General features: G+C 64.9%; 23 protein-coding genes. 16 read left to right on the top strand and 7 right to left on the bottom strand.

What is annotated here, in order from left to right:
• From M8445_RS17540 to M8445_RS17525, 4 genes are all read right to left on the bottom strand, one after another.
• Complete coding sequence (locus M8445_RS17540) at positions 1-1941, bottom strand: UvrD-helicase domain-containing protein (protein WP_189104514.1); 1941 nt, start codon at positions 1939-1941, stop codon at positions 1-3.
• A complete protein-coding gene (locus M8445_RS17535) occupies positions 1938-3923 on the bottom strand; it encodes an ATP-dependent nuclease (protein ID WP_273991312.1) in 1986 nt (661 codons plus the stop codon). The genes M8445_RS17540 and M8445_RS17535 overlap by 4 nt, the downstream gene beginning before the upstream one ends.
• A 1259-nt stretch (positions 3924-5182) precedes the next feature.
• On the bottom strand, positions 5183-5605 hold the full coding sequence (locus tag M8445_RS17530) for a transposase (protein WP_273991311.1): 423 nt from the start codon (positions 5603-5605) through the stop codon (positions 5183-5185).
• A gap of 32 nt (positions 5606-5637) precedes the next feature.
• Positions 5638-6048 (bottom strand): hypothetical protein, encoded by a 411-nt coding sequence (locus M8445_RS17525; RefSeq protein ID WP_273991310.1) that lies wholly within the window; start codon positions 6046-6048, stop codon positions 5638-5640.
• A gap of 383 nt (positions 6049-6431) precedes the next feature.
• On the opposite strand from M8445_RS17525, the gene M8445_RS17520 reads away from it, so the two are divergent.
• Positions 6432-6953 carry a hypothetical protein gene (locus tag M8445_RS17520; RefSeq protein WP_273991309.1) on the top strand — a complete coding sequence of 174 codons (522 nt, stop codon included), beginning with the start codon at positions 6432-6434 and terminating at the stop codon, positions 6951-6953.
• 291 nt (positions 6954-7244) lie between these two features.
• Here the strand turns inward: M8445_RS17520 and M8445_RS17515 are convergent, their stop codons facing one another.
• Positions 7245-8363, bottom strand: a complete 1119-nt coding sequence (locus M8445_RS17515) for a hypothetical protein (protein WP_273991308.1) — start codon at positions 8361-8363, stop codon at positions 7245-7247.
• Between the two features lie 297 nt (positions 8364-8660).
• Positions 8661-9605, bottom strand: coding sequence for a tyrosine-type recombinase/integrase (locus tag M8445_RS17510; protein WP_273991307.1), 945 nt, complete (start codon positions 9603-9605; stop codon positions 8661-8663).
• 125 nt (positions 9606-9730) lie between these two features.
• Here M8445_RS17510 and M8445_RS17505 point away from each other — a divergent pair, with 125 nt between their 5' ends.
• From M8445_RS17505 to M8445_RS17465, 10 genes are all read left to right on the top strand, one after another.
• Positions 9731-10111, top strand: a complete 381-nt coding sequence (locus M8445_RS17505; protein WP_273991306.1) for a helix-turn-helix domain-containing protein — start codon at positions 9731-9733, stop codon at positions 10109-10111.
• The gene (locus M8445_RS17500) at positions 10108-10488 is read left to right on the top strand and encodes a PIN domain-containing protein (protein ID WP_337961629.1); all 381 of its coding nucleotides are present in this window, start codon (positions 10108-10110) and stop codon (positions 10486-10488) included. The genes M8445_RS17505 and M8445_RS17500 overlap by 4 nt, the downstream gene beginning before the upstream one ends.
• A gap of 3 nt (positions 10489-10491) precedes the next feature.
• Positions 10492-10656 (top strand): VapC50 family PIN domain-containing toxin, encoded by a 165-nt coding sequence (locus tag M8445_RS18375; protein ID WP_465252280.1) that lies wholly within the window; start codon positions 10492-10494, stop codon positions 10654-10656.
• 245 nt (positions 10657-10901) lie between these two features.
• Entirely contained in the window at positions 10902-11348 is a 447-nt protein-coding gene (locus tag M8445_RS17495) for a hypothetical protein (protein ID WP_273991305.1), read from the top strand.
• A 259-nt stretch (positions 11349-11607) separates the two neighbouring features.
• Complete coding sequence (locus M8445_RS17490) at positions 11608-12183, top strand: phosphatase PAP2 family protein (RefSeq protein ID WP_273991304.1); 576 nt, start codon at positions 11608-11610, stop codon at positions 12181-12183.
• On the top strand, positions 12183-12854 hold the full coding sequence (locus M8445_RS17485; protein WP_273991303.1) for a response regulator transcription factor: 672 nt from the start codon (positions 12183-12185) through the stop codon (positions 12852-12854). The genes M8445_RS17490 and M8445_RS17485 overlap by 1 nt, the downstream gene beginning before the upstream one ends.
• Complete coding sequence (locus M8445_RS17480; protein WP_273991302.1) at positions 12851-14146, top strand: sensor histidine kinase; 1296 nt, start codon at positions 12851-12853, stop codon at positions 14144-14146. Before M8445_RS17485 ends, M8445_RS17480 begins: the two co-directional genes overlap by 4 nt.
• Positions 14143-14811, top strand: a complete 669-nt coding sequence (locus M8445_RS17475; RefSeq protein ID WP_273991301.1) for a hypothetical protein — start codon at positions 14143-14145, stop codon at positions 14809-14811. The genes M8445_RS17480 and M8445_RS17475 overlap by 4 nt, the downstream gene beginning before the upstream one ends.
• A complete protein-coding gene (locus M8445_RS17470; protein WP_273991300.1) occupies positions 14808-15749 on the top strand; it encodes a PIG-L deacetylase family protein in 942 nt (313 codons plus the stop codon). The genes M8445_RS17475 and M8445_RS17470 overlap by 4 nt, the downstream gene beginning before the upstream one ends.
• A gap of 57 nt (positions 15750-15806) precedes the next feature.
• Complete coding sequence (locus M8445_RS17465) at positions 15807-16760, top strand: S8 family serine peptidase (RefSeq protein ID WP_273991299.1); 954 nt, start codon at positions 15807-15809, stop codon at positions 16758-16760.
• Between the two features lie 175 nt (positions 16761-16935).
• Here the strand turns inward: M8445_RS17465 and M8445_RS17460 are convergent, their stop codons facing one another.
• Positions 16936-17760: an undecaprenyl-diphosphate phosphatase gene (locus M8445_RS17460; protein ID WP_273991298.1), complete on the bottom strand. Its 825-nt coding sequence runs from the start codon at positions 17758-17760 to the stop codon at positions 16936-16938.
• A gap of 333 nt (positions 17761-18093) precedes the next feature.
• Here M8445_RS17460 and M8445_RS17455 point away from each other — a divergent pair, with 333 nt between their 5' ends.
• The 5 genes from M8445_RS17455 (at position 18094) to M8445_RS17435 (ending at position 21674) form a co-directional block, all read left to right on the top strand.
• A complete protein-coding gene (locus M8445_RS17455; RefSeq protein WP_273991297.1) occupies positions 18094-18900 on the top strand; it encodes a COG4705 family protein in 807 nt (268 codons plus the stop codon).
• Between the two features lie 98 nt (positions 18901-18998).
• A complete protein-coding gene (locus M8445_RS17450; protein ID WP_273991296.1) occupies positions 18999-19592 on the top strand; it encodes a DedA family protein in 594 nt (197 codons plus the stop codon).
• Positions 19593-19721: 129 nt separating this feature from the next.
• On the top strand, positions 19722-20288 hold the full coding sequence (locus M8445_RS17445; protein ID WP_273991295.1) for a hypothetical protein: 567 nt from the start codon (positions 19722-19724) through the stop codon (positions 20286-20288).
• Entirely contained in the window at positions 20285-20959 is a 675-nt protein-coding gene (locus M8445_RS17440; RefSeq protein WP_273991294.1) for an ABC transporter ATP-binding protein, read from the top strand. Before M8445_RS17445 ends, M8445_RS17440 begins: the two co-directional genes overlap by 4 nt.
• Entirely contained in the window at positions 20952-21674 is a 723-nt protein-coding gene (locus M8445_RS17435; protein WP_273991293.1) for an ABC transporter ATP-binding protein, read from the top strand. Before M8445_RS17440 ends, M8445_RS17435 begins: the two co-directional genes overlap by 8 nt.
• The last annotated feature ends 24 nt before the right edge of the window (positions 21675-21698 follow it).

Genomic DNA, 21698 nt, shown 5'->3' with positions numbered 1-21698 from the left:
TCACGTCGGTGCGGTCAAAACGACCACCTGCCATCCCAGTTCTTGGAGCTGCGCCTGTTCCGGTGCGGTGAGGCGCGACGAGTGAATCGCTAGGCACAACAGGTGGGTAGGACGCGTCATGGCGACGTACGCCAGCTTCAGTTTCTTAATCGTTCTCAGGTTGATCTTCTTCGGTCTGGGCTTGTCAAGAAGGTACCCTTTCAAGCCGTCCAGATCGCTGCCGTACCAGGAGCTCTCCATCAGAAGGGTCGAGTGATGGGTCTGACCCTTGACGGAGTGAATCGTGCCCAGGTCAATCTCCACCTGTTGACCGGCCACACTCGCCTTGAAGCGGTGCCGCTCGCGCGCGTCCGCGGCAAGCACCGTGGACGGGTCGTTTTCGAGAAACTGCTGGAATCTGCTGAGTGAACTTGGCCGCTCACCGTTCGGGAATAACAGTCTCAGGACGTCGTCGCGGACGGCCCTGGTTTGCGGGCGCTCGCCGGCGGCCAGCAGCCGAAGCCACTTGAGCAGGAGTCGGCGCGCCCTGCCGCCGTCACCGTCCAAGAGGCGTTTGAGCGACGTCAGGGAATGAGACCGGTTCAGCGGATCGCCCGTGCGCTTCATCTGTAGTTCCCGACTTATCTGCAACAGGGCCGCGTAGAGCGTGTCATAAGCCTTGCCTGCGTATCCGTAATCTTGGAACTGGCGGGCCGCGTCATCCCAGAACGCCTGGAAGCTGCTGTGCTTGTGACGCTGGAGGGACGTGGCGTACGCGGGAAAGTAAGAGGCTACCGTAAACTTGAGGTCCTCCTCCTGGGGCTTGCCGACCGCCGCTACTGCCACGCAGCGGTGGCCGGCGAGACCGTGCGCCGCCACCAGGGCCGCGTAGGCGGGCAAGACCGACTTCGGGTCATCGAACACGAAAATGGAGTGGGGTAAGGCCGCGACGCCCGTGGTGCTGACCAGCGTGGGCTTCTCCAGGCCCATCCGCTCGGCCAGGACCGCCACGGATGAGCTGAGCCGATGCGTGGACGCCAGCGTTAGCGAGTCGTCCGCCACCCAGGGGGCCTTCACTTCTGCATCCGTGAGGCCCGTCGAGTAGATACTCTGATTCCGGTCGCCGAACCGCTGCACCCGCGAGCGTCCGTCAAACACCTGTCTCAGGACATTGATCTGATACTGGTCCGTGTCCTGCATCTCGTCAATGAATACGCACGGGAATCTTCGGGACAGGATGCCGCAAATTTCTGGATGCCGTTGGATATATGCGTTCGCCAGACTGTAAGCATCATGAAATGAAAAACAGCCCTCCTGAGCCACCTCAGATTTGATTCGAGCTAATTCCTTGAAGGTCTCGGTATGAGCCCCTTGCTTAAGTGCCGATTCCTTGTCCTCCCTCCAATGAACGATCTGTTCCGGATCGTCAAAGGACAGGGCAAGCGTGGACAGGGTATAGGCGACGTCGTCAGTTCCGAACGATCTCGCGTAGTAGGCGCGACGCTGGAACGTCAGGGTCGCCTGTTTGCGCCGCATCAAGGCGTAATGTGCGCCGTCATCAAACGCCCAGGGCCGCACGCCGAAGCGCTCAACCGCTTCCTGTGTCGCGAGAAACGCATTGATGAAACTTTGAATGGTTCCGATGAAATGCGGTCGGCGCAGCAGCGCACTACCCTTCGCCCCGAGCTTCTTGATCACCTCATCGCGGGCGGCGTTGGTGTGGGAGAGGACGCAGATGCCCCGTCCGTCCTCCGGCCATTGCTCCAGCAGAAGTTCCAGCTTGGCGGTCAGCAGGGTGGTTTTGCCACTGCCTGGGCAGGCCTGAACGTCACATGAGCCCAGTTGACGCAGCACCACGCGGCGCTCCTCGTCAAATGCGAAGGGTCGGGTGAAGGTGCGGCTCCAGCGCGCCTCAAGCCGCGTGATGGCCTCATCCGTCACCTTGACAGGAAGTGGTTTCATACCGAACCTGCCACAGGCGCGGCGGCCGGTGGCTGAGGCAGGCGCGTGGTGTAGAAGATGGCCTCCACGAGGTATGCCGGGAGTTTCCTGGCCAACTTCGTGGTGTAGGCGCCTTCCGTACCGGCCCGCTTGTGCTGATCAAAGCCCCGTTTGAACAGCCAGGCCAAGTAGTACGCTGCGGCGGTCTTGCTGGTCGTGCGCGTGAGTGGGGCGTACGCGAAGCACGCCCACTGGGCCCTGGACGCACGGGGCGGCCCGTGGCTTTTCCATGCGGCCTTGTAGCGACCAACGATGTCAGGCAGCAGCGCCTCGCACTCGGCATGGGTTAGAGCGCCTTTCTGCTGGGCTAGCTCACAGGCCACAAACAGGTGCAGGGCAAAACCGTGGAAGGCCAGGTCATATTCGAGCGTCCACTCAGGCGACACATAGGCCCGCACGGGCCCGCCCTCATGCTTGGTTCTCGACGCGATCCGCTTGGTGATCTCATCCGCTGTGTAGCCAGTCAGCGTCTTGCTGTCGGGCTTCACGAGGGGAGTCAAACCGTCGAGGGGCACTTTGGCCTCATCCGGCGGGATGTCGCGGTCCGTCAGCGTGGCCACCCGGACGTCCATGTTCGGGCCCGAGTTCCGCTGAAAGATGGTGGAATACCGGAACAGGCCGATATGCCCGACATTGACCACGGATACGCCGTGCCGGGACAGCGAACGGCCCAACGCCTCGGCCAGCGCCGGCAGCAGCAGGTTTTCCGCCGGGCCTTCCACAATCAGGACGCCCCGGGCAAAAAACAGGTTTGATTTCGTCGCATCGAGGAAGTACCGCAGATGCTCGTAATCGCCCGGGGTCAGCTGGGTGCACTTCGCCGCCAGTGAGAACGCCTGCCCGCGCCGCATCAGGGTCACGTTCTCCAGATCCACCTTGGACGTGAGGTTCGGGCTGTGTGACGTCAGGAGCACCTGTACCGGTTTGGCGTTCGCGCCGGAGAGCTGAGCTTCCAGGAACTCCACGAGGCGCAGTTGCAGTTGCGGATGCAGGTGTGCTTCAGGCTCTTCAATCAGCGCCAACCGCAGTGGCGCCTGAGGGCCTTGCAGCAGCAGGAACTCCGTGGCGATGAACAGCAGGTTGTCCAGGCCCAGGCCATGCCGGACGTCTTCCAGTTCTTCATCCGCCACGGACAGCGCCAGTCGTTCCAGAATGCCGCGCAGGGACACGGGGGCGATGTTGATCCGTGCGCTGAGCGGATCGTCGCCCAGCGTGAGGTTTTGGAGGTACTGACTGTTTAGGTCGTCGACCCTGGACTTCAGCACGTCATGTCCGCGCAGCTGCGTGTTGGCCAGGTGCATGATCCCGGACAGCGAGGCGCTGTCGGTCTTGTCATCCTGGAATTCAAACGCCGGGTGCTTGCTGAAGATCTGCGAGAGCCGGGAGCCCCGCTTGGCACTCAATTCCTGCTCTGCGTCCCGGAGGGGTTTGAGGTACGTCGTTCGTAAACTCTCCCGAGCGCTTCCATCAAACACTCGGCCTTCAATGTCCGGACCGGCCTTCCACTCCAGGGTGATGGGCTTATCAAACCGTCCAGTACACTCTTTTTCATCTTTCCGGCGCGCTTCGAGGGTCACGGTCAGTGAGCACGTCACCGTCCCATCAAGACGCTCTATGTTGAGCCACTCCACGAAGGCCGCAGCTTCATCCTCGTCTAGGTCGGTGAACGTGCACCGGATCGTGAACTTCTGTGCTGCCTTGCCGCTTTTAATATGAAAGTCATAGGGCGTGACCCGGACAGTTTCATGATCCCGCGTACCCAGCGCGAGACGAAGCGCATCCATAAGGGCGCTTTTGCCTGAATTGTTCTCTCCCGCGATCAGATTGATACCGGCTCGCAGTTCCAACGACAATTTCTCTGAATCCTGACCGTAAATTCGGAAATTCTCTATCTCAACTCGGGAAAGATACATGATTTTCTCCATTAGAAAGGTGATATGCATAGATATTCTGCTGCGTCACCAAGTTAAAAGCGAAGCTCAAAGATTTGCTTATCCTAAAGCCATATTCGTAACGAAAAGACAGATTTAAGTTAACTTTATTTTTCAAAAGCAATAGAAGCAGTGATTGTAGCTAATATCTCGAACATTAAGCACATTACGAGAATAAAATTGTATTGCACTGAGATAAAAGGATTAAAAATCCATACGAGAATAGTTGGCTGTCAGGTGTGCTGGGTTTAAGTGTCCCCTCCAAACGGCGTTCGGTGCATGATGAGGAAAGATATATTTCTCGTGATTGAGATCTGCAGTGGTAACACTTGCTCATTGGTCAACCCAGTCCGAATGAGCCCAGGGTACTTCAGTCCGTCAAGTAGCGAGGGAACTTTTGAGGCATGAATGTCCTGAGTGAGCGGTGCGGCCGGACAACGTTAGATTTCCTGCGAAAGTCCTGGCACGCCGACAACTGGGGCGTTGCGCAGTCTGTTGCCGGTTGCGATGACGCTCGCTTCGCTGAATAGAGCGAATAGAACTACTGCAAAAGTTCCCCTGAATACCGAACTCCCGGCCGGATTCCTCGCTGTAAGCAACCACACTGGAGAGGCGGTCTGAAAATCCACTTTCGCGGAAGGTCCAGTAGGGCGAGGAGGCCGATGGCCGTCCGTCCTCATAGGCAGCCGTCATACCTCCCACCAAGGGCAAAGGGACGACGATAGTGTGCCCTCTTACTCGAATTGACTGACATCTTGCAGTTTAGGGGGCGGGAGCAGAAAGTGCGTCCTGGAAGGCATCAAGCTCAGAAAGTTCCAGTTGAAGCGCTCTACGACGCACTTCTGGGATCAAGAGTTTCCAAGCGGCACGAGATGCGCGCCAGGACGCTGACGACCACGGCCCTACACAGGTTTTTATCGGTTAGTACAGCATTCTGTGCGTTTCTGTTCCCTGTACCCCGCACCACACGACATCCAGCTTCTCCCGCCTTCTCGTTCTCCGATCGCTAGGCGCTCGTTTCCGGGCTGTTCAGGTGGAGAAGAGCCTGTCACGGCCAAAAATCCCCTCCAGAGCGCAACGGGGAAAATGACGTGCTGACCGACGTTTCCCCTTCTCTGTGCTGTCATGACGTCGTGTGGCACACAAATCCAGCAGGCGTGGAAACTCTTGGGGATAAACGAGAACCGAACGGTTCTCGCTAACGCTCCCCAATCTGGCCATGTTCCCGGTGGTCTGGGCGGAACATCCTGATCCGCCAAGTGGCAGAGCAGCTATGCCAGCCCTGAGAGACACCACCACCGCATCACACCTGTTTTGCTGTGCTGCGCGAACCGCTCCAGGCCGAACCGCCCCTTGATGGTCTTGAAGAACCCCTCAATCCGCCAGCGTCGCTTCCCGACTCTGGCCAGGTATTTGCCGCCCAGATTGATGTTCGACATGACGAAGCGCTGCTCTGGCTCTTTGTTCCGGTATAGCCATGCCCACGAGACGTACATGGTGGGTTTCAGACCCTGGAGCTGTGCCCTGTACCCGCGGGTCATCAGCTCGTGAATGGGTGTCCCATTCGCGAGCGTTCTGTTGCGCCGGACACCGATCACGATATCTATTCCTCTGTCCAGGACGGCCTCAATGAACTCCGCACTTTCGAAGCCCCCATCTGCATGCAGACGGGGGCGGCGCTTCCCCTGCAGCATGACGGGCGGAATGGTATGGAGCAGTTTGAGGGTCAGCGCAGCAGGTGAGGACGTGCCCTTAGATGAACGCCGCTCACGGCGTTCAGGACGTGCATCCAGTCGGAGAGTCTGGAGAACTTTCCTGCTTTTTCGAGACTGGTGAGGTCGACCAGGAATTCGACCCGGGGACGCTGGTGTGGAGCATGTTTCCACGTGTCATTGAAGAGTTGTAGTGCAGCCTGGCGCATGAAGCGGCAGAGCGTCCGGAGATCCCAGCTCGTGTGGTTGAGGAAGCGACTGATCGCAGAGGGCGATTTGACGGTTGCGCGAGTGGGCAGGGGACGGCCGGAACCGTCGAGGAGGAGGTCCAGGAAGACCTGAAAGGAGTCGCGATGTTGTTTGCGCGAGAAGCAGGTGAGGATGTCAGAATAGAGCCGTCTGGCACGTGCATTCTTTGGGTTCACACCTCATTCTGAGGCCAAAGTGTCGTGCCAGACGTCCTTTTCTCAAACTGTAAGATGTCAGTCAACTCCGATGCCTTCGTGATCCGAACACCCTGGCGGCCTACTTGGAACAGATCGAGTTGTGATCCAGGCCGTTAGGGTGGTTGGCTATTCCTGCTCTCACGTGACCCCGTCTTCACGGACTGAGCGATTTAATAGAGCCTGGGGCAGGCAAGCAGTCCCCTGCTGTAGCCGTGGAGCGCAGACGTGGGGATACACTCACCAGAAATGGGGGACAGCGAACCATGAAGATACGACTCAGGTGGGCATGGCTCGTGGGGGGAATTTGTGTCTGTGCGCTGTGTGTGTGGAACACGCGGTATGACCGTTACACCTATGAGGGTATGACGGTACTCCGGGATCGCTGGGGGGGCTGCGAGAAGATTCTGACGCCAGTAGGGCCGCGGTCGATCGGTGGGGATGAGCGGTGCTTTCTCGCGGGCGAGCGGAAGTCCGCGGCAGTCATTCCTGTATACGCGGACATGGAAGTGAGCGCTCCGGATGACATTAATCGGATTGTCGATGACACGTTGCGCGAGGCGGGGGTGCTTGATCTCACGTCCGAACGGCAATTACGTGTGATGGAGCGGCTGGAGACCACAGTGACGCTCTCACGACCGCTTCCGGTACTGCGGGTTGTGAACCGTTCGCCTTGCACCGTGGAGGAGGTGACGCTCCGGATTCGCTGGCGTGGGGAGGATCTGGGCGAGTCTAAATACCGTACAGGCAGCCTGGACCCTGGGGAGGAGATGCAGGACAGTGTGCCGCTGCGGATCTTTCCGACGCAGCCGCACATTTCTATGTCGAGCGTCCTGTTTCACGATGATGGGAATTGGATGGATTCGGCGTGTGCCGCGCGGAGGTGAGGATGGTTCAACTGGCCGCCCGAGCAGTCGCAGCGCGGTGATAGGGGGTGACGAAGCGGGCTATGGAGTGCTACGTGGTGTTTCAAGACGCAGAATCCTATCTGCCTGCAGGTAGGATTCTGCGTATAACATCCCTAGCGTGTTGGGTGGTACACCTGTCACGCTGACAGGCGAAGGGCTAAGAGGTCCGGCGCACATGGATTGGCATTCTCTGCAGCTGACCACACATCCTGGGCGGTCACGGCGGGTACCCGCACAGGATCACCGATACATCCATCACATGCCCCTACCTCATAACAGTTCGGCCGTGCAAGGCACGAGGGACCACAGGCCACACTGCCACTCCCGGAACAGCCCCGGATGTTTCCGGAGGCGCATCCCCGCTGTGCGGGGTGTGACGCCGCCCAGTTCTGCCAGGGTAGCTACGGGGACAGGTCGCCGGGCGCGGGCGAGATGACGCGCAGCGATAATTCGGAAGTCTGTCGCGCTCTCCCACGTGGGGAGTTCGCACCAAGCACGCAGGGCCCGGTCGTAGGTCTGCTCCTCTAACGTCTGCTGGATCTCCATGGTGTGATCCAAGTAGGCGAGTAGGCTCCGTGTGAGGCTTGTCCGGGAGTCGGTCGGGAAGGCTCTGAACGCGACGGTCCCCAGGGCGACCCCGGCGATCAGGAGGAGCGCCGGGTGGACCTTCGTGGTGCGGCTCAGCGCGTGGATGCCTTCTTTTACGGCCGCCGTGACAACCGCTGGGGGCAGGGCCAGGGTACTTGTGTATTGGTGGACGCGACTCTCATTGCGCCACGCGGCCAGGATATTTAACACACCGGGGGAAGACTGACCACCGACATGCTGAACACTCGGGAGCACGGGAAGGAATGTGGGGGCGAAGGCCCGCCCGTCGCGGGAGAGGAAGGCGTCCACGCCCAGCATCTCGGCGATCAGGGCGAGGTCCGCGTCGTCTGCGTCGCGCATCATGACGTCGGCGTGCACCTCCGAGGCAGGCATACCTGTGGGGTCCAAGACGTGCATCCAGGGCCGCAGGTGCGTGCGCCATGCAGTCTGCCAGTCTGAGGCAGGGCGGGGTTTCAGACTGGCGACCTTCTCCATGCTCCGCTCAATGCGCTCAATGGTCACTCCCGGGTGGATTATGGACTCGACGGGCTCTACGTCTTGGTGGGAGATGAACACCCGGATGCGCCCGGCGTGCAACTGCTCCAGGAGGGCGGACTGTTCGGCGCCGTTAGCTTTCGCGCATGACTTCGCGAGGTCCACGAGGACGTTAGCGTCCATGGCCACCACTCGGATCTGGTGAAGATCCAGCGGCCACAGCGGCTGTCTCAGCTTTGGGAGACTCGACGCATGATGCGTCCTGTTATCTGGTTTACGAGGGAGTGCCAGCACCGCATCAGTCACGCTCAAAGCATAGGCTCATCCCGGATTCCGGGGAGCTGATACGGACTCCATCGGTTTCGCTGACAACCCGGAACATCGCTGATTTGCCAACTTTACGCCCGGAACCCGTTTCTCTCCTGCTCGCATCCGCTCGGATTGAACGGCTTTGCCAGCCACTCAATCGGAATCCGCATGAGGTCAGAAGTAGGGTCAACATTGGCTTCAACCGGAAACCCGCGGCAATGGGTGTTGTGCATCGACTACATGTGTTCCTGCGGAATTTCGCTCTGACCTGACGTTTCGCTCTGCTGAGCGACCTCACCACTGACCAACCCGTCTGCGGAGGCTGTCATCGCTCCACTTGGCGTAGATCCGGGCAGTTTCCAGTACGGCGTGCCCGAGGTGCCGGGCGACATCGTCAAGTGACGCCCCTTCTTTCGTCAGGCGGGTGCCGGCGTAATGCCTGAGTGCGTGATACCCGCGGTAGGCCACCTCTGCTCGGAGGCAGAGGCGATGCAACCGCTCGACGGCGGCGGGGTAGCTGCCGCCGATCAGCGACCCCTGTTGTTCCGGGAGGCAGTTCAGCGCCCGAATCATGGTGTCGCCGATGACGACCCGTCGCTGCTTGCCGCCCTTGCCGTGTCGCACCGTGAGTTCCCGCCCGTCCAGGTTGATGTCCGCGCCTTTAACGGCCAGCGCTTCACTGATCCGGAGTCCGCCGTGGGCGCACAGCAGGATCAGCGCCTGCATCCGCTCGTCGGCATGTTCCAGGAGGGCCTGCACCTCATCGTGGGTGTAGGGACTGCGCTTGTCCCACGCAGCTGTTTTCTCCCGCACAGGTTTGACATCGTTGAACGGGGCGGCCTGGGTGGCGTCGGCCCACCGCAGGGCGGCGTAGAAGAGGCGGACCCCGGCGAGCTGCACGCGGGTGCTCGACGCACTGAGTCCTTCTGCCTCGACGGTGCGTACGAATCGGACGCCGTCACTGGAACTGGCGCGCAGGAGGTTGACGGCCTGCGCACCGGCATAGGTCAGGTAGCGGTTGACGGCCCAGCGGTAGGCCTTGAGGGTCCGGGGGCTGATCGCGGTGCCGCTGGATCCGTGCAGGGTGAGGTAGGCCTCGGTCAGAGACCAGAGGGTGTCTGCTTCCTGATCCCGGACGGCGAGGACGGCCCGCCTCTTCCTCTCTTCGGGACTGAGGTCACTCCACGTCTTGGCCCGGTCGAAAGTGGTGGTTCGGAGGACGTCGAGGGCGAGGGTCATACCCTATAGATAACATAGATTAACTCTTGGTCACGCCAGAAATCGCCCCTGAATTTCTCCTGTTTCGTTCAATTCATTCCTTTTGCCTGTTTCGTTTATTTCGTAGAATGAGGTAGGAGGCTCCCATGTCTGTTCCCTTCATCCCCACCCCCGCTGACACCCAGGACGCCCAGCGCCAACTTCAGCAACTCCAGCGCACCCCCGCCACCGGCCGACTCGCTGGTCTCCTCGAAGATCTCCTCGGGCAACTCGCCGCCGGCAAGGCCGTTCAGGTCCTCACCCTCGACCGGGAGATCAGCACCCAGCAGGCCGCCGAACTCCTCGGCGTCAGCCGCCCCTACCTCGTCAAACTCATCGAGGAAGGCCAGTTCCCCCACCGCAAGGTCGGCCCCCGCCGCCGGCTGTATCTCGAAGACGTCCTCGCCTACGAAGCTGGCCTCGACGCCCAGCGCCAGGCTGCCCTTCAGGCCCTGGCCGACGACCTGCAGGACCTGGAGTCGGATTGACCCCGAGGTACACGGCGCTGTACGACGCGAATGTCCTGTACCCGTCTCTGCTGCGCAACCTGCTGATGCACCTCGCGGTGTCCGGCCTGGTCGCCGCCCGCTGGACCGACGCCATCCACGACGAGTGGAGTCGGAACCTGCTGCTCAACCGTCCTGACCTCGGGGCGCCGCGAGTCCAGCGGATCCGGGCCCTGATGGATCAGGCGGTCCCCGACGCGCAGGTCACCGGATATGAACCGCTGATCGAGACACTGTCGCTGCCTGACCCGGATGACCGGCACGTTCTGGCGGCCGCCATCCACGCGCAGGCGGACGTGATCGTCACGCTCAACCTCAAGGACTTTCCCCGCGAACACCTGGAACCCTACGGCGTGTAGGTGATGACACCCGACACACTCCTGGAAGCGCAGCCTCTGGCCACCCGGGACGCGCTGGAAGGCCTGCGGAGCAGTTTCCGGCGACCACCCGGCACCTGGGCAGAACTGATGGAGCGACTGGCTCAAGCTGGCCTGATCAGAAGTGTGCCTGAAATCAGGAATACCTGAAAGGTTGATTTCGGTCATTCCTGATTTCAGGTTTACCGATAATCCATTGATTTCTCCGATCATTGCGTCCTACACGGAGTGAAGGCGGATATCGACGATCCTCTCAAAACACGTGATGAACGTCAATCCTGTCCAGAGTCAACGGAGTACCAATAGGTTCGGGTACTGAGGGGACGAATGCACCCTGACCACCGGCTTCACGCCAGTTTGAGGTATGGAAACGAAAAGCCGCTGGGCCGCCACTCTTGCACCTGAGCGATGTGTTCAGCGAGCGGCTCAAGGGCGTGATCGGGCAGCAGGGTGGACAGGATGTGGCGCTCCCAGGAGCACCGGATTCCCGGCCGGAACCTACACCCACCGAGCCCGCCTCGCTGGTCGTGACGACCCAGGACGAACTCGGGGCCTTCATGATCGTCCGGGTGATCGTGGCGTCCGAGACGGACGTCATGCGCGTGGTGATGCGCGATGTGCAGAGCTACTGCGGGGTGCTGTTCGACGATAACAACCGCAAGCCGGTGTGCCGCCTGTATCTGAACGGCAAGCGCTGGCAGGTGGGGCTGTTCGATAACGAGGAGCGCACCGAGACCCGGCATGACCTCACGTCCGTCACGGAGTTATACCAGGAGGCGCTGCGGGTAACGGTGAAGCGGTGCCTGCCGGAGTCCCAGCCCGGCACCAGCGTGGTCAGTTGAGAACCCAGCGCGGGGTTGGAGGGGCCACGCATGACGCTGGGTAAAACACACACAGTCCTGCGACGTTGAGCCATGCTGCGCCTGCTTCCCACGCTGCCTCTCGCCTCGAGGGTAGGGTGCGTGGCGTTCAGAGCCCCGGCCCCGGTATACCCCGGCTTAACCTGACATGGGCATGCTGCGCGGCATGATGACCACACCCGTTCAGACGCCTCCCGCGGCGAAGCGCCCACCATGGGTCTGTCCCACCGTCGGAGCGGCCGTGCCTGCCGCCGGCGTGCTGGTGCTGGGGCAGGAAGTCCTGGAGCGCCAGCCGGTCATGATGGATGTCAGTGCCATGACGTGGCTGCATGCCCACACAGGGGCGGGCCTGCAGATCTTCGGGCAGGTCATGAACATCGTGGGGGGCCCGTGGGTCACGACGCCCCTGTTCGTCCTGCTGCCGCTGCTCCTGTGGATCCTGAACCGCCGGTACCTGGCGGTGTTCGCGGTCGTGGGTCTGGGGCTGGCCGAGGCGACGCAGTGGCTGCTGAAGGTGGCGTACGGTCGTCCGCGTCCTGACCTGTGGCCGAGTGACGTGTATGTCTCGGGATTGTCCTTTCCTAGTGGACACGCGACCGCCGCTGCGGCTCTGGCCGCCGTGCTGGTCGTCCTGGCGTGGCGATCCCGCTGGCGGTGGTTGGCGGTGGGTGCCGGGGTCGTCTACGCTGCGCTGATGGGCCTGTCGCGGGTGGTACTGGGCGTGCACTATCCCACGGACGTCCTGGCCGGGGCGTTGACGGGGCTGGCCTGCGTCATGGCCACGCTCGCGGTTCTGCCGTTCCTGAGGCGCGCCTGATGCGCGTGCTGGTCGTCGAGGATGACCCGCACATCGCCGAACTGCTCCGCGACGGGCTCGGCGAGGACGGCTATGAGGTCGACGTGGCCCCCAGCGCCACCGTGGGCGCGGAACTCGCGCAGCTCTTCCCATACAGCCTGCTGATCCTGGACGTGATGCTCCCCGAGGGCATCGACGCCGGGTACGCGCTCGGCCGCCAGCTGCGCAGCGCCGGCGTCGTCACGCCGATCCTCTACCTCACGGCGCGTGGCACCGTCGCCGACCGCGTGCAGGGCCTGGACGCCGGCGGGGACGACTACCTGCTCAAGCCGTTCGACTTCACGGAGCTCAGCGCCCGGGTGCGGGCCCTGCTGCGGCGGGCCAGTGGCAGCGCCCAGAACACCCTCACGCTCCCCGGCGGCTGGGTGATGGATCTGGCAGGCCGGGAACTGTACCGCGCCGGCGTCCGCGCCGACCTGGCCCGCCGGGAGTTCGGGGTGCTGGAACTCCTGGCCCTGCACCCCGGGCGTGTGTTCACGCGGGACGAGATCATCGACCGGCTGTGGGGCGGCGAGGCGGGCGTGGAGGCGAAGGTGATCGACGTGTACGTCAGCATCATCCGCCGCAAGACCGACGACGCGCTGATCGTCACGCTGCGCGGCACCGGGTACCGTCTGGGGGACGGCGGGTGATCCAGAACCTGAGCCTGCGCGTCAAGCTGACCCTCGGGTACGTGCTGGTGTTCGCCGTGACCATCATGCTCGGGGGCGGGGGCGTGTACTTCGCGTCCGAACAGGCCCTGGGCACGTCCCTGGACGAGACGTTGCAGGAGACCGCCAGCGTGGCGCGCGCCAGCATCGAGCGGGCGGGTGGACAGGCGTCGTTCACGCCGGATCTCAAGCCCAGCGCCGACCTGAGCATCGAACTGCTGCGGCCCGATGGTCGGGTGGTCGCGCGCGCCGGGAACGCCTCGGAAGGCGCACAGGCGCGCTTTCCCGTCACATCCGGCCTGACCACCGAAGATGCCCGCCGGGTGCTGACGCTGCCGGCCGACGGCCTGGTGCTGCGCGTGTCACGCTCCACCGAGGCGCTCTCGGGCTTCCTGGAGACACTGGCGAAACTGCTCCTGATCGGCAGCGTGTTCATGATCGCTGCCGCGTGCGCGGCCGGGTACTGGCTCGCGGACCGCGCCCTGCGCCCGGTGGACGCGGTGGCCCGCACGGCCGACGCGATCGCCCGGCGGGGCGATTACGCCGAGCGCGTGCTGCAGGCTCCGGGCAACGACGAGATGGCCCGCCTGACCAGAACCGTGAACTCCATGCTCGACGGACTCGCGGGCACCATCGAGCGGGAGAAGGCCTTCGCCCGCACGGCCGCCCACGAGCTGCGCACGCCCCTGACCGTGCTGCGCGGCCGGCTTGACCTGACGCTGCGGAAACCGCGCGAGGCGGCCGAGTACGAGCGCGCGCTGCACGGCATGCGCGGCCGGGTGGAGGAGCTGCAGACGCTCACCGAGGGTCTGCTGGCCCTGGCCCGCACCGAGGCCCCGGCGACGTTGGAGAGCGTCGATCTGGCCGCGGTGGCCGTCGGTGTCACCCAGGCGCTGGAGGACACGGCCGCCACGCACGGGAAGCGCGTCGTCCTGCAGGTCGAGCCCACCCACATTCACGCGGAGCCGGACGGTGTGGCACGGGCCCTGACCAACCTGCTGGAGAACGCCCTGAAATACGGTGAGGGCGACACCGTCGTCCTGCGGGCCGCCGGGCATGCGCTTACGGTGGAGAGTGCAGGCCCCGGCCCCCTGCAGGAGGACTGGCCGCGGCTGCTGCAGCCCTTCGAGCGTGGTGCCGGTCAGCAGGCCGTCGCGGGCAGCGGTCTGGGCCTGGCGCTGGTCGACGCCCTCGCCCGGCGCTGGCAGGCCCAGCTCATCCCGCAGTGGACGGCGTCCACCTTCCAGGTTCATCTGCGGTTCCCGGCCCCATGACGGCGCCCCCGCCGCCCGAATCGCTGTGGCCGGCGCGCCTCGCCATCCTGGCCGTCATGGGCCTGAACCTGGTGCTGAGCGAGCACCTGACCCTGGGGCCCACCTGGCTGCTCCCCAGTCTGGAGGTGCTGATGCTCGTGCCCCTGGTGGTCGTGCGCGGCCAGGCCCGCCGTCACCTGATCCGGCTGGAAGCCCGTGTGACGCCCTGGGCCCGGGACAGCCGCGCCCTGGCCATCGCCGTGATCGCCCTGCTCCACCTGACCAACCTGTCCTCGCTGGCGCTGCTGGTGCTCAGCCTGCTGCGGGGCAGCAGCGCCAGCGGGGTCAGCCTGCTGGCCGGCGCGCTGAACATCTGGGTGACCAACGTGCTGGTCTTCAGCCTGTGGTACTGGGAGCTGGATCAGGGCGGCCCGCTGCGCCGCGGCCTGATCGGCAAACCCCCGGACTTCCTGTTCCCGCAGATGACGCTGACCCCCACCACGCCCCCGTGGCGGCCAATGTACGTCGACTCCCTGTTCCTGGCGTTCACCAACGGCTCGGCGTTCAGCCCCACCGACGCGCTGCCGCTGAGCCGGCGGGCCAAGGGGCTGATGATGCTGCAGGCGGCCACGTCCATGCTGACCGTCGTCCTGGTCGCCAGCCGGGCGGTGAACATCCTCAAATGAACCGCCGGACGCTTCGCTCAATCGCCGTTCCGCTGACGCTGCTGGCCCTGCTGATCCTGGCCGTGTGGATCAACTCCCCGCAGGTGGCGCAGATATACGACGCCGGGTCCGACCGGGTGGCGGCGCTCCCACCAGCGCCGGCCTTCACCCGTGGTGAGCGCGTCCTGGTGCTCTCGCCGCACCCGGACGACGAGACGCTGTGCTGCGCCGGGATGATCCAGCAGGCCCGCGCGGCCGGCCCGGACGTGACCATCGTGTGGGCGACCGCCGGGGACGGCTTCGAGTTCGACGCCATGCTCACGCGCCGGGTGCTCGATCTCAGCGCGGCGGACATGCGCGCGCTCGGCAACGCGCGGGTTCTGGAGGCCCGCCACGCCGCCTCGCTCCTGGGCGTCGACGCGGCCCATACGGTCATGCTCGGCTACCCGGACGGGGGCCTGGAGCGGCTCTCCACCACGAACTACGCGCAGGCGTACACGGCCCCGACCACGGCGGCCACGGCTGTGTACGTGACCGGGGCGCTGACGCCGGGCGCGCCGTACACCGGGCAGGCGCTGGAGGCCGACCTGAACCGCGTCCTCGACCGGGTGCGCCCGGATCTGATGCTCGCACCGTCCCCGCACGACTTCCACCGGGATCACCACACCCTTTCGTTCATCGCGCAGCGCCTGCTCGCCCAGCGCCACCAGACTGACCGCCTGCGCTTCTGGATGGTGCACGGCGGCGTGGAGTGGCCACTGCCCAAGGGCCTGCACCCGCAGCTGTCGTTGGCGGTGCCGCCGCTGGCCTCCCACACCCCGTGGCACCGCGTCGAGTTGAACGCTGCCCAGGAGGCGACCAAGCTCGCGGCCGTGAACGCCTACGGCACGCAGACGCGGATCATGGGCCGCTTCATGCGGGCCTTCGTGCGCCGCAACGAACTGCTCAGCGCCCCCTGAGGCCCCCGGTGTCCGCGCCTATACCAGGGCTCAATCCTGGCACCCTACCCTCGTGACATGAAGCGACGGTGCTGGATGCTGGGTCTGAGTCTGATGGTTGGCCTGGGTGTCGGAACCGGATATCACGCCGAGGTGAACTGGCCCCTGCGTCAGGTGCGGATGCCGCACCCTTCTCCTCACGCCGCTGTGATGATGGTGGCGGTGCTGGACAGTGGGATCGGTATCCAGCCTGCCCTGGGGGGCAGGCGGCTGCCCGGACACGACTTCACCAGCCGGGGACTGTCCCCTTCGATCCCGGATTGGCACGGCACGGCGGTGGCTGGTGTCGTCCACAGTGTCGACCCGCAGGCCGCCCTGCTGGACGTCCGGGTGCTGGGGGTCCATGGGCAGTCGTCGCTGGGCGCGGCCATCCGGGGCCTGCGGTGGGCGGTCGGGTTGCCCGTGTCGGGTGTCCCCAGGAACGTCCGTCCTGCCCGCGTGATCACGGCGTCCTTCTCACTGGCCGATGTGCCCCGGACCGGCTGCGACCCCGCCATGCAACGGGCCGTGGATGAGGTGCTGCGGGCTGGGAGTGTCATCGTCGCGTCTGCGGGCAACATGGATGCTCCGGCTGCCCGCAACACCCCGGCCGGCTGCCGGGGAGTTCTGGCCGTGGCCGCCACGGATCAGCGCGGCGTCCGGGCGTCCTACTCGAACTGGGGAGCGGCCGTGGCGCTCGCCGCCCCCGGAGGGAGCCACAAGGAAGGCGTGGATGTCCTGAACGTCGGCACCGGTGAGCGTGAATCGATGGGTACCAGTTTCGCGGCGCCGCTGGTGGCTGGGGCCGCCAGCCTGCTGCTCAGCGCGCAACCGGGGCTGAGTCCGCAGGAGGTGTGCCGCATCCTGCAGCGAACCGCCCGGCCATTTGCAGGTGGCCGCTGCGATCCGGATCCCCGGCGCGGCTGCGGCGCGGGCGTCCTCGACATCACTGCGGCCCTCCAAGCCGGAACCGGTGTGTCCCACGGCCCCTGATACGGACTCGGATGGAATGGTTTGCAAAAACCATTCCATCCGAGCGGACGCGAGTGGGAGAAAAGAGGACTGCCGGACGTGGAATTGGCAACCCGGTGCTGTCCCGGGTTATTAACGAAACAAACGGAATCCGTATGAGGGGCGTCACGGCGCCCGCCGTGGGTGTGGATCACGTTCAGTGCAGGACGCCTGCCGCAAGCAGGGCCAGGATGACGGCGCCCATGACCACGCGGTACACCGCGAAGCCCCTGAAGTCGTGCGTGGACACGTAGCGCAGCAGCCACGTCACGGACACCAGCGCCGTCACGAACGCGACGACCGTGCCGATCACCAGGGTGCTGCTGCCACCGGGAATGCTGCCCAGCGCGTGCCGGGCCTTGTACAGGCTGTACAGGCCCGCCCCGCCCAGGATGGGAATGCCCAGGAAGAACGAGAACGCGGTGGCCGTCACGCGGTTCAGGCCGGTGAGCAGCCCGCCGACGATGCTGGCGCCGCTGCGGGACACGCCGGGAATGATCGCGACCGCCTGCGCCACCCCGATCAGTGCCGCCTGCCGGGTGGTGACGCTGTCCAGGTCCGGCTCGGTTAGCTCGACCGTGACCTCGTGCCGCCGGGTGTCCACCCACCACAGAATGACGCCGCCCACGATGGCGCTGATGGCCACTGTGAGCGGGGAGAACAGTGCCGCCTTGATGGCCTTCTCCAACAGCAGGCCGAGCACGGCGGCCGGGATGGACGCCACGATCAGGTTCAGCCAGAAGGTGCGGGCCGGCGCGCTGCCCCGCAGCAGCCGGGTGAGCTGGCCGGTCAACTGCCGCCAGTAGTAGAGGATCACAGCCAGGATCGCGCCGAGCTGGATGACGACGGTGAAGACCTCTCCGGTATCACGGTAGCCGATCAGGCTCTCGGCGACGATCAGGTGACCGGTGGAGGAGACGGGGAGGAACTCGGTGAGGCCCTCGACCACGCCGAGGATCACCGCCTGGAGTTCTGGAGTCATGGGCGCGACCGTAGAGAACGCAGGTAAAGCCGGGGTATACCCACTTCGCGGGCGACGTGAACGCCCCGAAAGTCGCTACCGAGGACGCGAGGAACGACAGCGGGAACCGGCAGTTGCCCTGCGGTGAACGCCCACCCCGGCGACCCTGCGGAAAACGGACCGCGCCTGAACGATCTCCTGCGCCGGCCCTCCTGTACCGATCCTGGATATACCTGCCCTTAACCCGCCGTCCATACGCTTCCGACGCGCTGCCCGCGCCGGAGGCTCCATGAATGAAGTCCTGTCCAGCCTTGTTTCCGCCACCCCGTCGTCCGGTTCCGCCGCGGGGCGGTCATGACGTCCACCCTCACCGCCCAGTCCGCCTCGCTGCGCACCCTGATCAGCAAGGTGCCTGAAGTCACGGCGTTCTTCTGGATCATCAAGGTACTCGCAACCACCGTCGGCGAGACGGCCGCCGATTACCTGAACACCACACTGAAGCTCGGCCTGACCGGCACGACCCTCGTGATGGGTGCCCTGCTGATTGCCGTGCTGTTCGCCCAGTTCCGCTCCAGCCGCTACGTTCCGGGCATCTACTGGGTCGCCATCGTCCTGATCAGCGTGGTCGGCACGTTGATCACCGACAACATGACCGACAACTTCGGCATCAGCCTGTGGACGAGTAGCGCCATCTTTGCCGTGGCCCTCTCGACCACCTTCTTCGCGTGGTGGCGGCGGGAAGGCACCCTCTCGATCCATTCCATCTTCACGGCCCGGCGCGAGGCGTTCTACTGGCTGGCGGTGCTGTTCACGTTTGCGCTGGGCACTGCGACCGGTGACCTGGTGGCTGAAAAACTGCAGCTCGGGTATTTTGTATCTGTCGGGTTGTTCGCCGGGCTGATCGTGCTCGCCGCACTCGCCCACCAGTTCCTGAAGCTGAACGGCATCCTGACGTTCTGGACCGTGTACATCCTGACCCGGCCGCTGGGCGCGTCCATCGGGGACTCGCTGTCGCAGGCGAAGGCCGACGGCGGGCTGGGCCTGGGCACCACGGTCACCAGCGTGATCTTCCTGCTCGCCATCCTGGGGGTCGTGAGCTACCTCGCCGTGACGCGTCGGGATCAGGTGGCGCTCGCGCCGGCGGACATCGAAGCGGCCTGAGCACAGGCTCAGAAGGAGATCCCGGACACCCGTGGTGTCCGGGATCTGTTGCTTCGCAGGTATACCTGCCCTTTACCTGCGGTCAGTACGGTGGCGTCATGTTCGATCTCCCGCACCTGATCCAGAGTGTCTCCTATGCCGGCATCTTCGGCATGGTCTTCGCCGAGTCCGGCCTGCTGGCCGGCTTCTTCCTGCCCGGGGACAGCCTGCTGATCACGGCGGGCCTGCTCGCCAAACAGGGCACGCTCAACCTGCCCGGTCTGATGCTGGCGGTGGCGGCCGGAGCGATCCTCGGGGACAGTGTCGGGTATGCCATCGGCCGGAAATTCGGGCCATCTGTGTTCAACCGCGAGGGGAGCCGACTGCTTCGGCCCGAGTATGTCCAGCGCACCCAGGTCTTCTTCGACCGGCACGGCAGCCGCGCGCTGATCCTGGCGCGTTTCGTGCCGGTGGTGCGCACCGTGGCTCCGACCATGGCCGGGGTGGGCGGCATGTCATACCCGAAGTTCCTGACGTACAACGTGATCGGGGGCCTGCTGTGGGCGCTGACCGTGCCGCTGCTCGGGTACGCGCTGGGCGGCCTGATCCCGAATCTTGACCGTTACATCCTGCTGCTTGTGGGCGTGGTCGTCGTGCTGAGCTTCATCCCTGTGGCCATGGAACTCCGCCGGGCGCGCACAACCGTGGAGTGAGAGCATGGACAGTGGGGACAGCCCACCTCGGCTGTCCCCACTGTCCATGCTCCCGCGGATCAGTCCACTCCAGCGCGATCTTTACCGCACCTAAACCTCCCGGTTCTACGGTCACGGTGGAGGTTCACCATGACCAAGATCCTGCACACCACCGCGCTGCTCCTGACGGCGTCCCTGGCCCCCCTCGCTGCCCACGCCCAGACGTCCACCCAGGTCGCCCCGGAGACCCATCCGGCCGGCGACATTCCCGACAATCAGGCCTTCGTGCGGTATGCCAGTTCGGCCGGCGGTTACTCGCTGGAAGTGCCCGAGGGCTGGGCCCGCACCGTCAGCGGCACACACGTGACTTTCACGTCCAAGCTCGGCGCGGTGGAAGTCTGGACGACCGGCACCACCGGGACACCCACGCCGGCCAGCGTGCGGGCTGGAGAACTGGTGACGCTGGCGAAGACCACTCCGAAGCTCAAGGTTACGGTCGTGAAGGCGGTCACGCTCCCGTCCGGGCCAGCCGTCCGGGCCAGCTTCACGTCCACCGGACCGGTCAACGCTGTGACTGGACGCGCCCCGGCACTGGAGAACGAGCTGTACGTGCTGTCCCACGCCGGGAAGCGGGTGCTCCTGCGGTTCTCGGCCCCGCTGGGCTCAGACAACGTCGACGCGTGGAAGCAGATGTCCGACTCGCTGAGGTGGCGGTGAGCGGCGCGCCCCTGCTGAACGCGACGGACCTGTACCGCTTCTACCAAGTGGGTGACGACGAGACCCGCGCTCTGCGCGGGGTCAGCCTGGAGCTGCAGCCGGGCGAACTGACCGTACTGCTGGGCTCCTCCGGCAGCGGGAAGAGCACCCTGCTGGCCTGCCTGGCCGGCCTGGACGACCCGGACGGGGGGTGGATAGAGCTCGGTGGCGAACGGCTCTCCCGGCAACCGGAGGCGCGCCGGGCCCGGCTGCGCGCCGCTCACCTGGGCGTGATGCTGCAAAGCGGCAACCTGATCCCCCACCTGACGGTGCTGGACAACGCTCTGCTGACGGGCTCGCTGCTCGGGCGGCGGGACGACGTGCGGGCCCGGGAGCTCCTGGGGCGGGTCGGGCTGGCGCCGCACCTGCACGCCTACCCGGCCCAGCTGTCCGGCGGGGAGACCGCGCGGGCTGCGCTGGTGGCCGCCCTGGCACACGATCCCCGGATCCTGCTGGCCGACGAGCCGACCGCCGAGGTTGACGCTGATACCGAAGACCGCGTGACGGACGTGATCGGCGAGTTCGTGCACGGTCAGGGCCGCGCCGCCCTGATCGCCACGCACAGCCAACGCCTGGCCGGGCGGGCGGACCGGGTCCTGTACCTGAAAGACGGGCGGTGGGCCGATGCGTGATGAGATCGAACGGCCACACGAGCTGACCCCCGACCTGCACACGACGCTGGTCTCCGGACAGGCGTTGACCCGCGACTTTCAGGTGGGCACCCAGACGGTGCACGCCCTGCGGGGCGTGTCCGTGGGAGTGCAGCCTGGCGACCGGATCGCGCTGCTGGGCACCTCGGGGAGCGGCAAGAGCACCCTGCTGCACCTGCTGGGCGCGCTTGATGCGCCCACGTCCGGCTCGCTGTCCTGGCCGGCCCTGGGCGCGCCAGAGAACCTGCGGCCCGGCCTGGTGTCCTTCGTGTTCCAGGCGCAGAGCCTGCTCGCGCCCCTGAGCGCCCTGGAGAACGTGGCTCTGCCGCTGATCCTGAACGGCCAGGACACGCGCAGCGCCCTGCATGAGGCGCTGGAGTGGCTGAAGCGGCTCGACCTCGGGACACTGGCCGACCAGCTCCCTGAGGAACTCTCGGGTGGGCAGGCGCAGCGCGTGGCGGTGGCCCGCGCCCTCGTCACCCGGCCGCGCCTGATCCTGGCCGATGAACCCACCGGGCAGCTCGACTCCGTGACCGCGCAGCACCTGATGGACGTGCTGCTTTCTGCCCTGCCACCGAACGCCGCGCTGGTGCTCGCCACGCATGACCCGGCGGTGGCGGCGCGTCTGAATGCTGTCTGGCACCTGCGGGACGGGGCCGTGTCTCTGATCACCCGCTCGGCCCGGAGGACAGCGTGACCGGCACGTGGCTCCGTGGTCTGC

Origin of the sequence: Deinococcus aquaticus (assembly GCF_028622095.1) — a bacterium.
Taxonomy (GTDB): domain Bacteria; phylum Deinococcota; class Deinococci; order Deinococcales; family Deinococcaceae; genus Deinococcus; species Deinococcus aquaticus.
The sequence above is the reverse complement of the archived record's forward strand: the minus strand, read 5'-3'. Positions and strand labels throughout refer to the sequence as shown.

What these genes read in the sequence shown, in the direction of transcription:
- M8445_RS17540 (WP_189104514.1), bottom strand. Translation starts at nt 1,941, where the DNA reads ATGAAACCACTTCCTGTCAAGGTGACGGATGAGGCCATCACGCGGCTT.
- M8445_RS17535 (WP_273991312.1), bottom strand. Translation starts at nt 3,923, where the DNA reads ATGCATATCACCTTTCTAATGGAGAAAATCATGTATCTTTCCCGAGTT.
- M8445_RS17530 (WP_273991311.1), bottom strand. Translation starts at nt 5,605, where the DNA reads ATGCTGCAGGGGAAGCGCCGCCCCCGTCTGCATGCAGATGGGGGCTTC.
- M8445_RS17520 (WP_273991309.1), top strand. Translation starts at nt 6,432, where the DNA reads ATGACGGTACTCCGGGATCGCTGGGGGGGCTGCGAGAAGATTCTGACG.
- M8445_RS17510 (WP_273991307.1), bottom strand. Translation starts at nt 9,605, where the DNA reads ATGACCCTCGCCCTCGACGTCCTCCGAACCACCACTTTCGACCGGGCC.
- M8445_RS17505 (WP_273991306.1), top strand. Translation starts at nt 9,731, where the DNA reads ATGTCTGTTCCCTTCATCCCCACCCCCGCTGACACCCAGGACGCCCAG.
- M8445_RS18375 (WP_465252280.1), top strand. Translation starts at nt 10,492, where the DNA reads ATGACACCCGACACACTCCTGGAAGCGCAGCCTCTGGCCACCCGGGAC.
- M8445_RS17485 (WP_273991303.1), top strand. Translation starts at nt 12,183, where the DNA reads ATGCGCGTGCTGGTCGTCGAGGATGACCCGCACATCGCCGAACTGCTC.
- M8445_RS17475 (WP_273991301.1), top strand. Translation starts at nt 14,143, where the DNA reads ATGACGGCGCCCCCGCCGCCCGAATCGCTGTGGCCGGCGCGCCTCGCC.
- M8445_RS17470 (WP_273991300.1), top strand. Translation starts at nt 14,808, where the DNA reads ATGAACCGCCGGACGCTTCGCTCAATCGCCGTTCCGCTGACGCTGCTG.
- M8445_RS17465 (WP_273991299.1), top strand. Translation starts at nt 15,807, where the DNA reads ATGAAGCGACGGTGCTGGATGCTGGGTCTGAGTCTGATGGTTGGCCTG.
- M8445_RS17460 (WP_273991298.1), bottom strand. Translation starts at nt 17,760, where the DNA reads ATGACTCCAGAACTCCAGGCGGTGATCCTCGGCGTGGTCGAGGGCCTC.
- M8445_RS17455 (WP_273991297.1), top strand. Translation starts at nt 18,094, where the DNA reads ATGACGTCCACCCTCACCGCCCAGTCCGCCTCGCTGCGCACCCTGATC.
- M8445_RS17450 (WP_273991296.1), top strand. Translation starts at nt 18,999, where the DNA reads ATGTTCGATCTCCCGCACCTGATCCAGAGTGTCTCCTATGCCGGCATC.
- M8445_RS17445 (WP_273991295.1), top strand. Translation starts at nt 19,722, where the DNA reads ATGACCAAGATCCTGCACACCACCGCGCTGCTCCTGACGGCGTCCCTG.
- M8445_RS17435 (WP_273991293.1), top strand. Translation starts at nt 20,952, where the DNA reads ATGCGTGATGAGATCGAACGGCCACACGAGCTGACCCCCGACCTGCAC.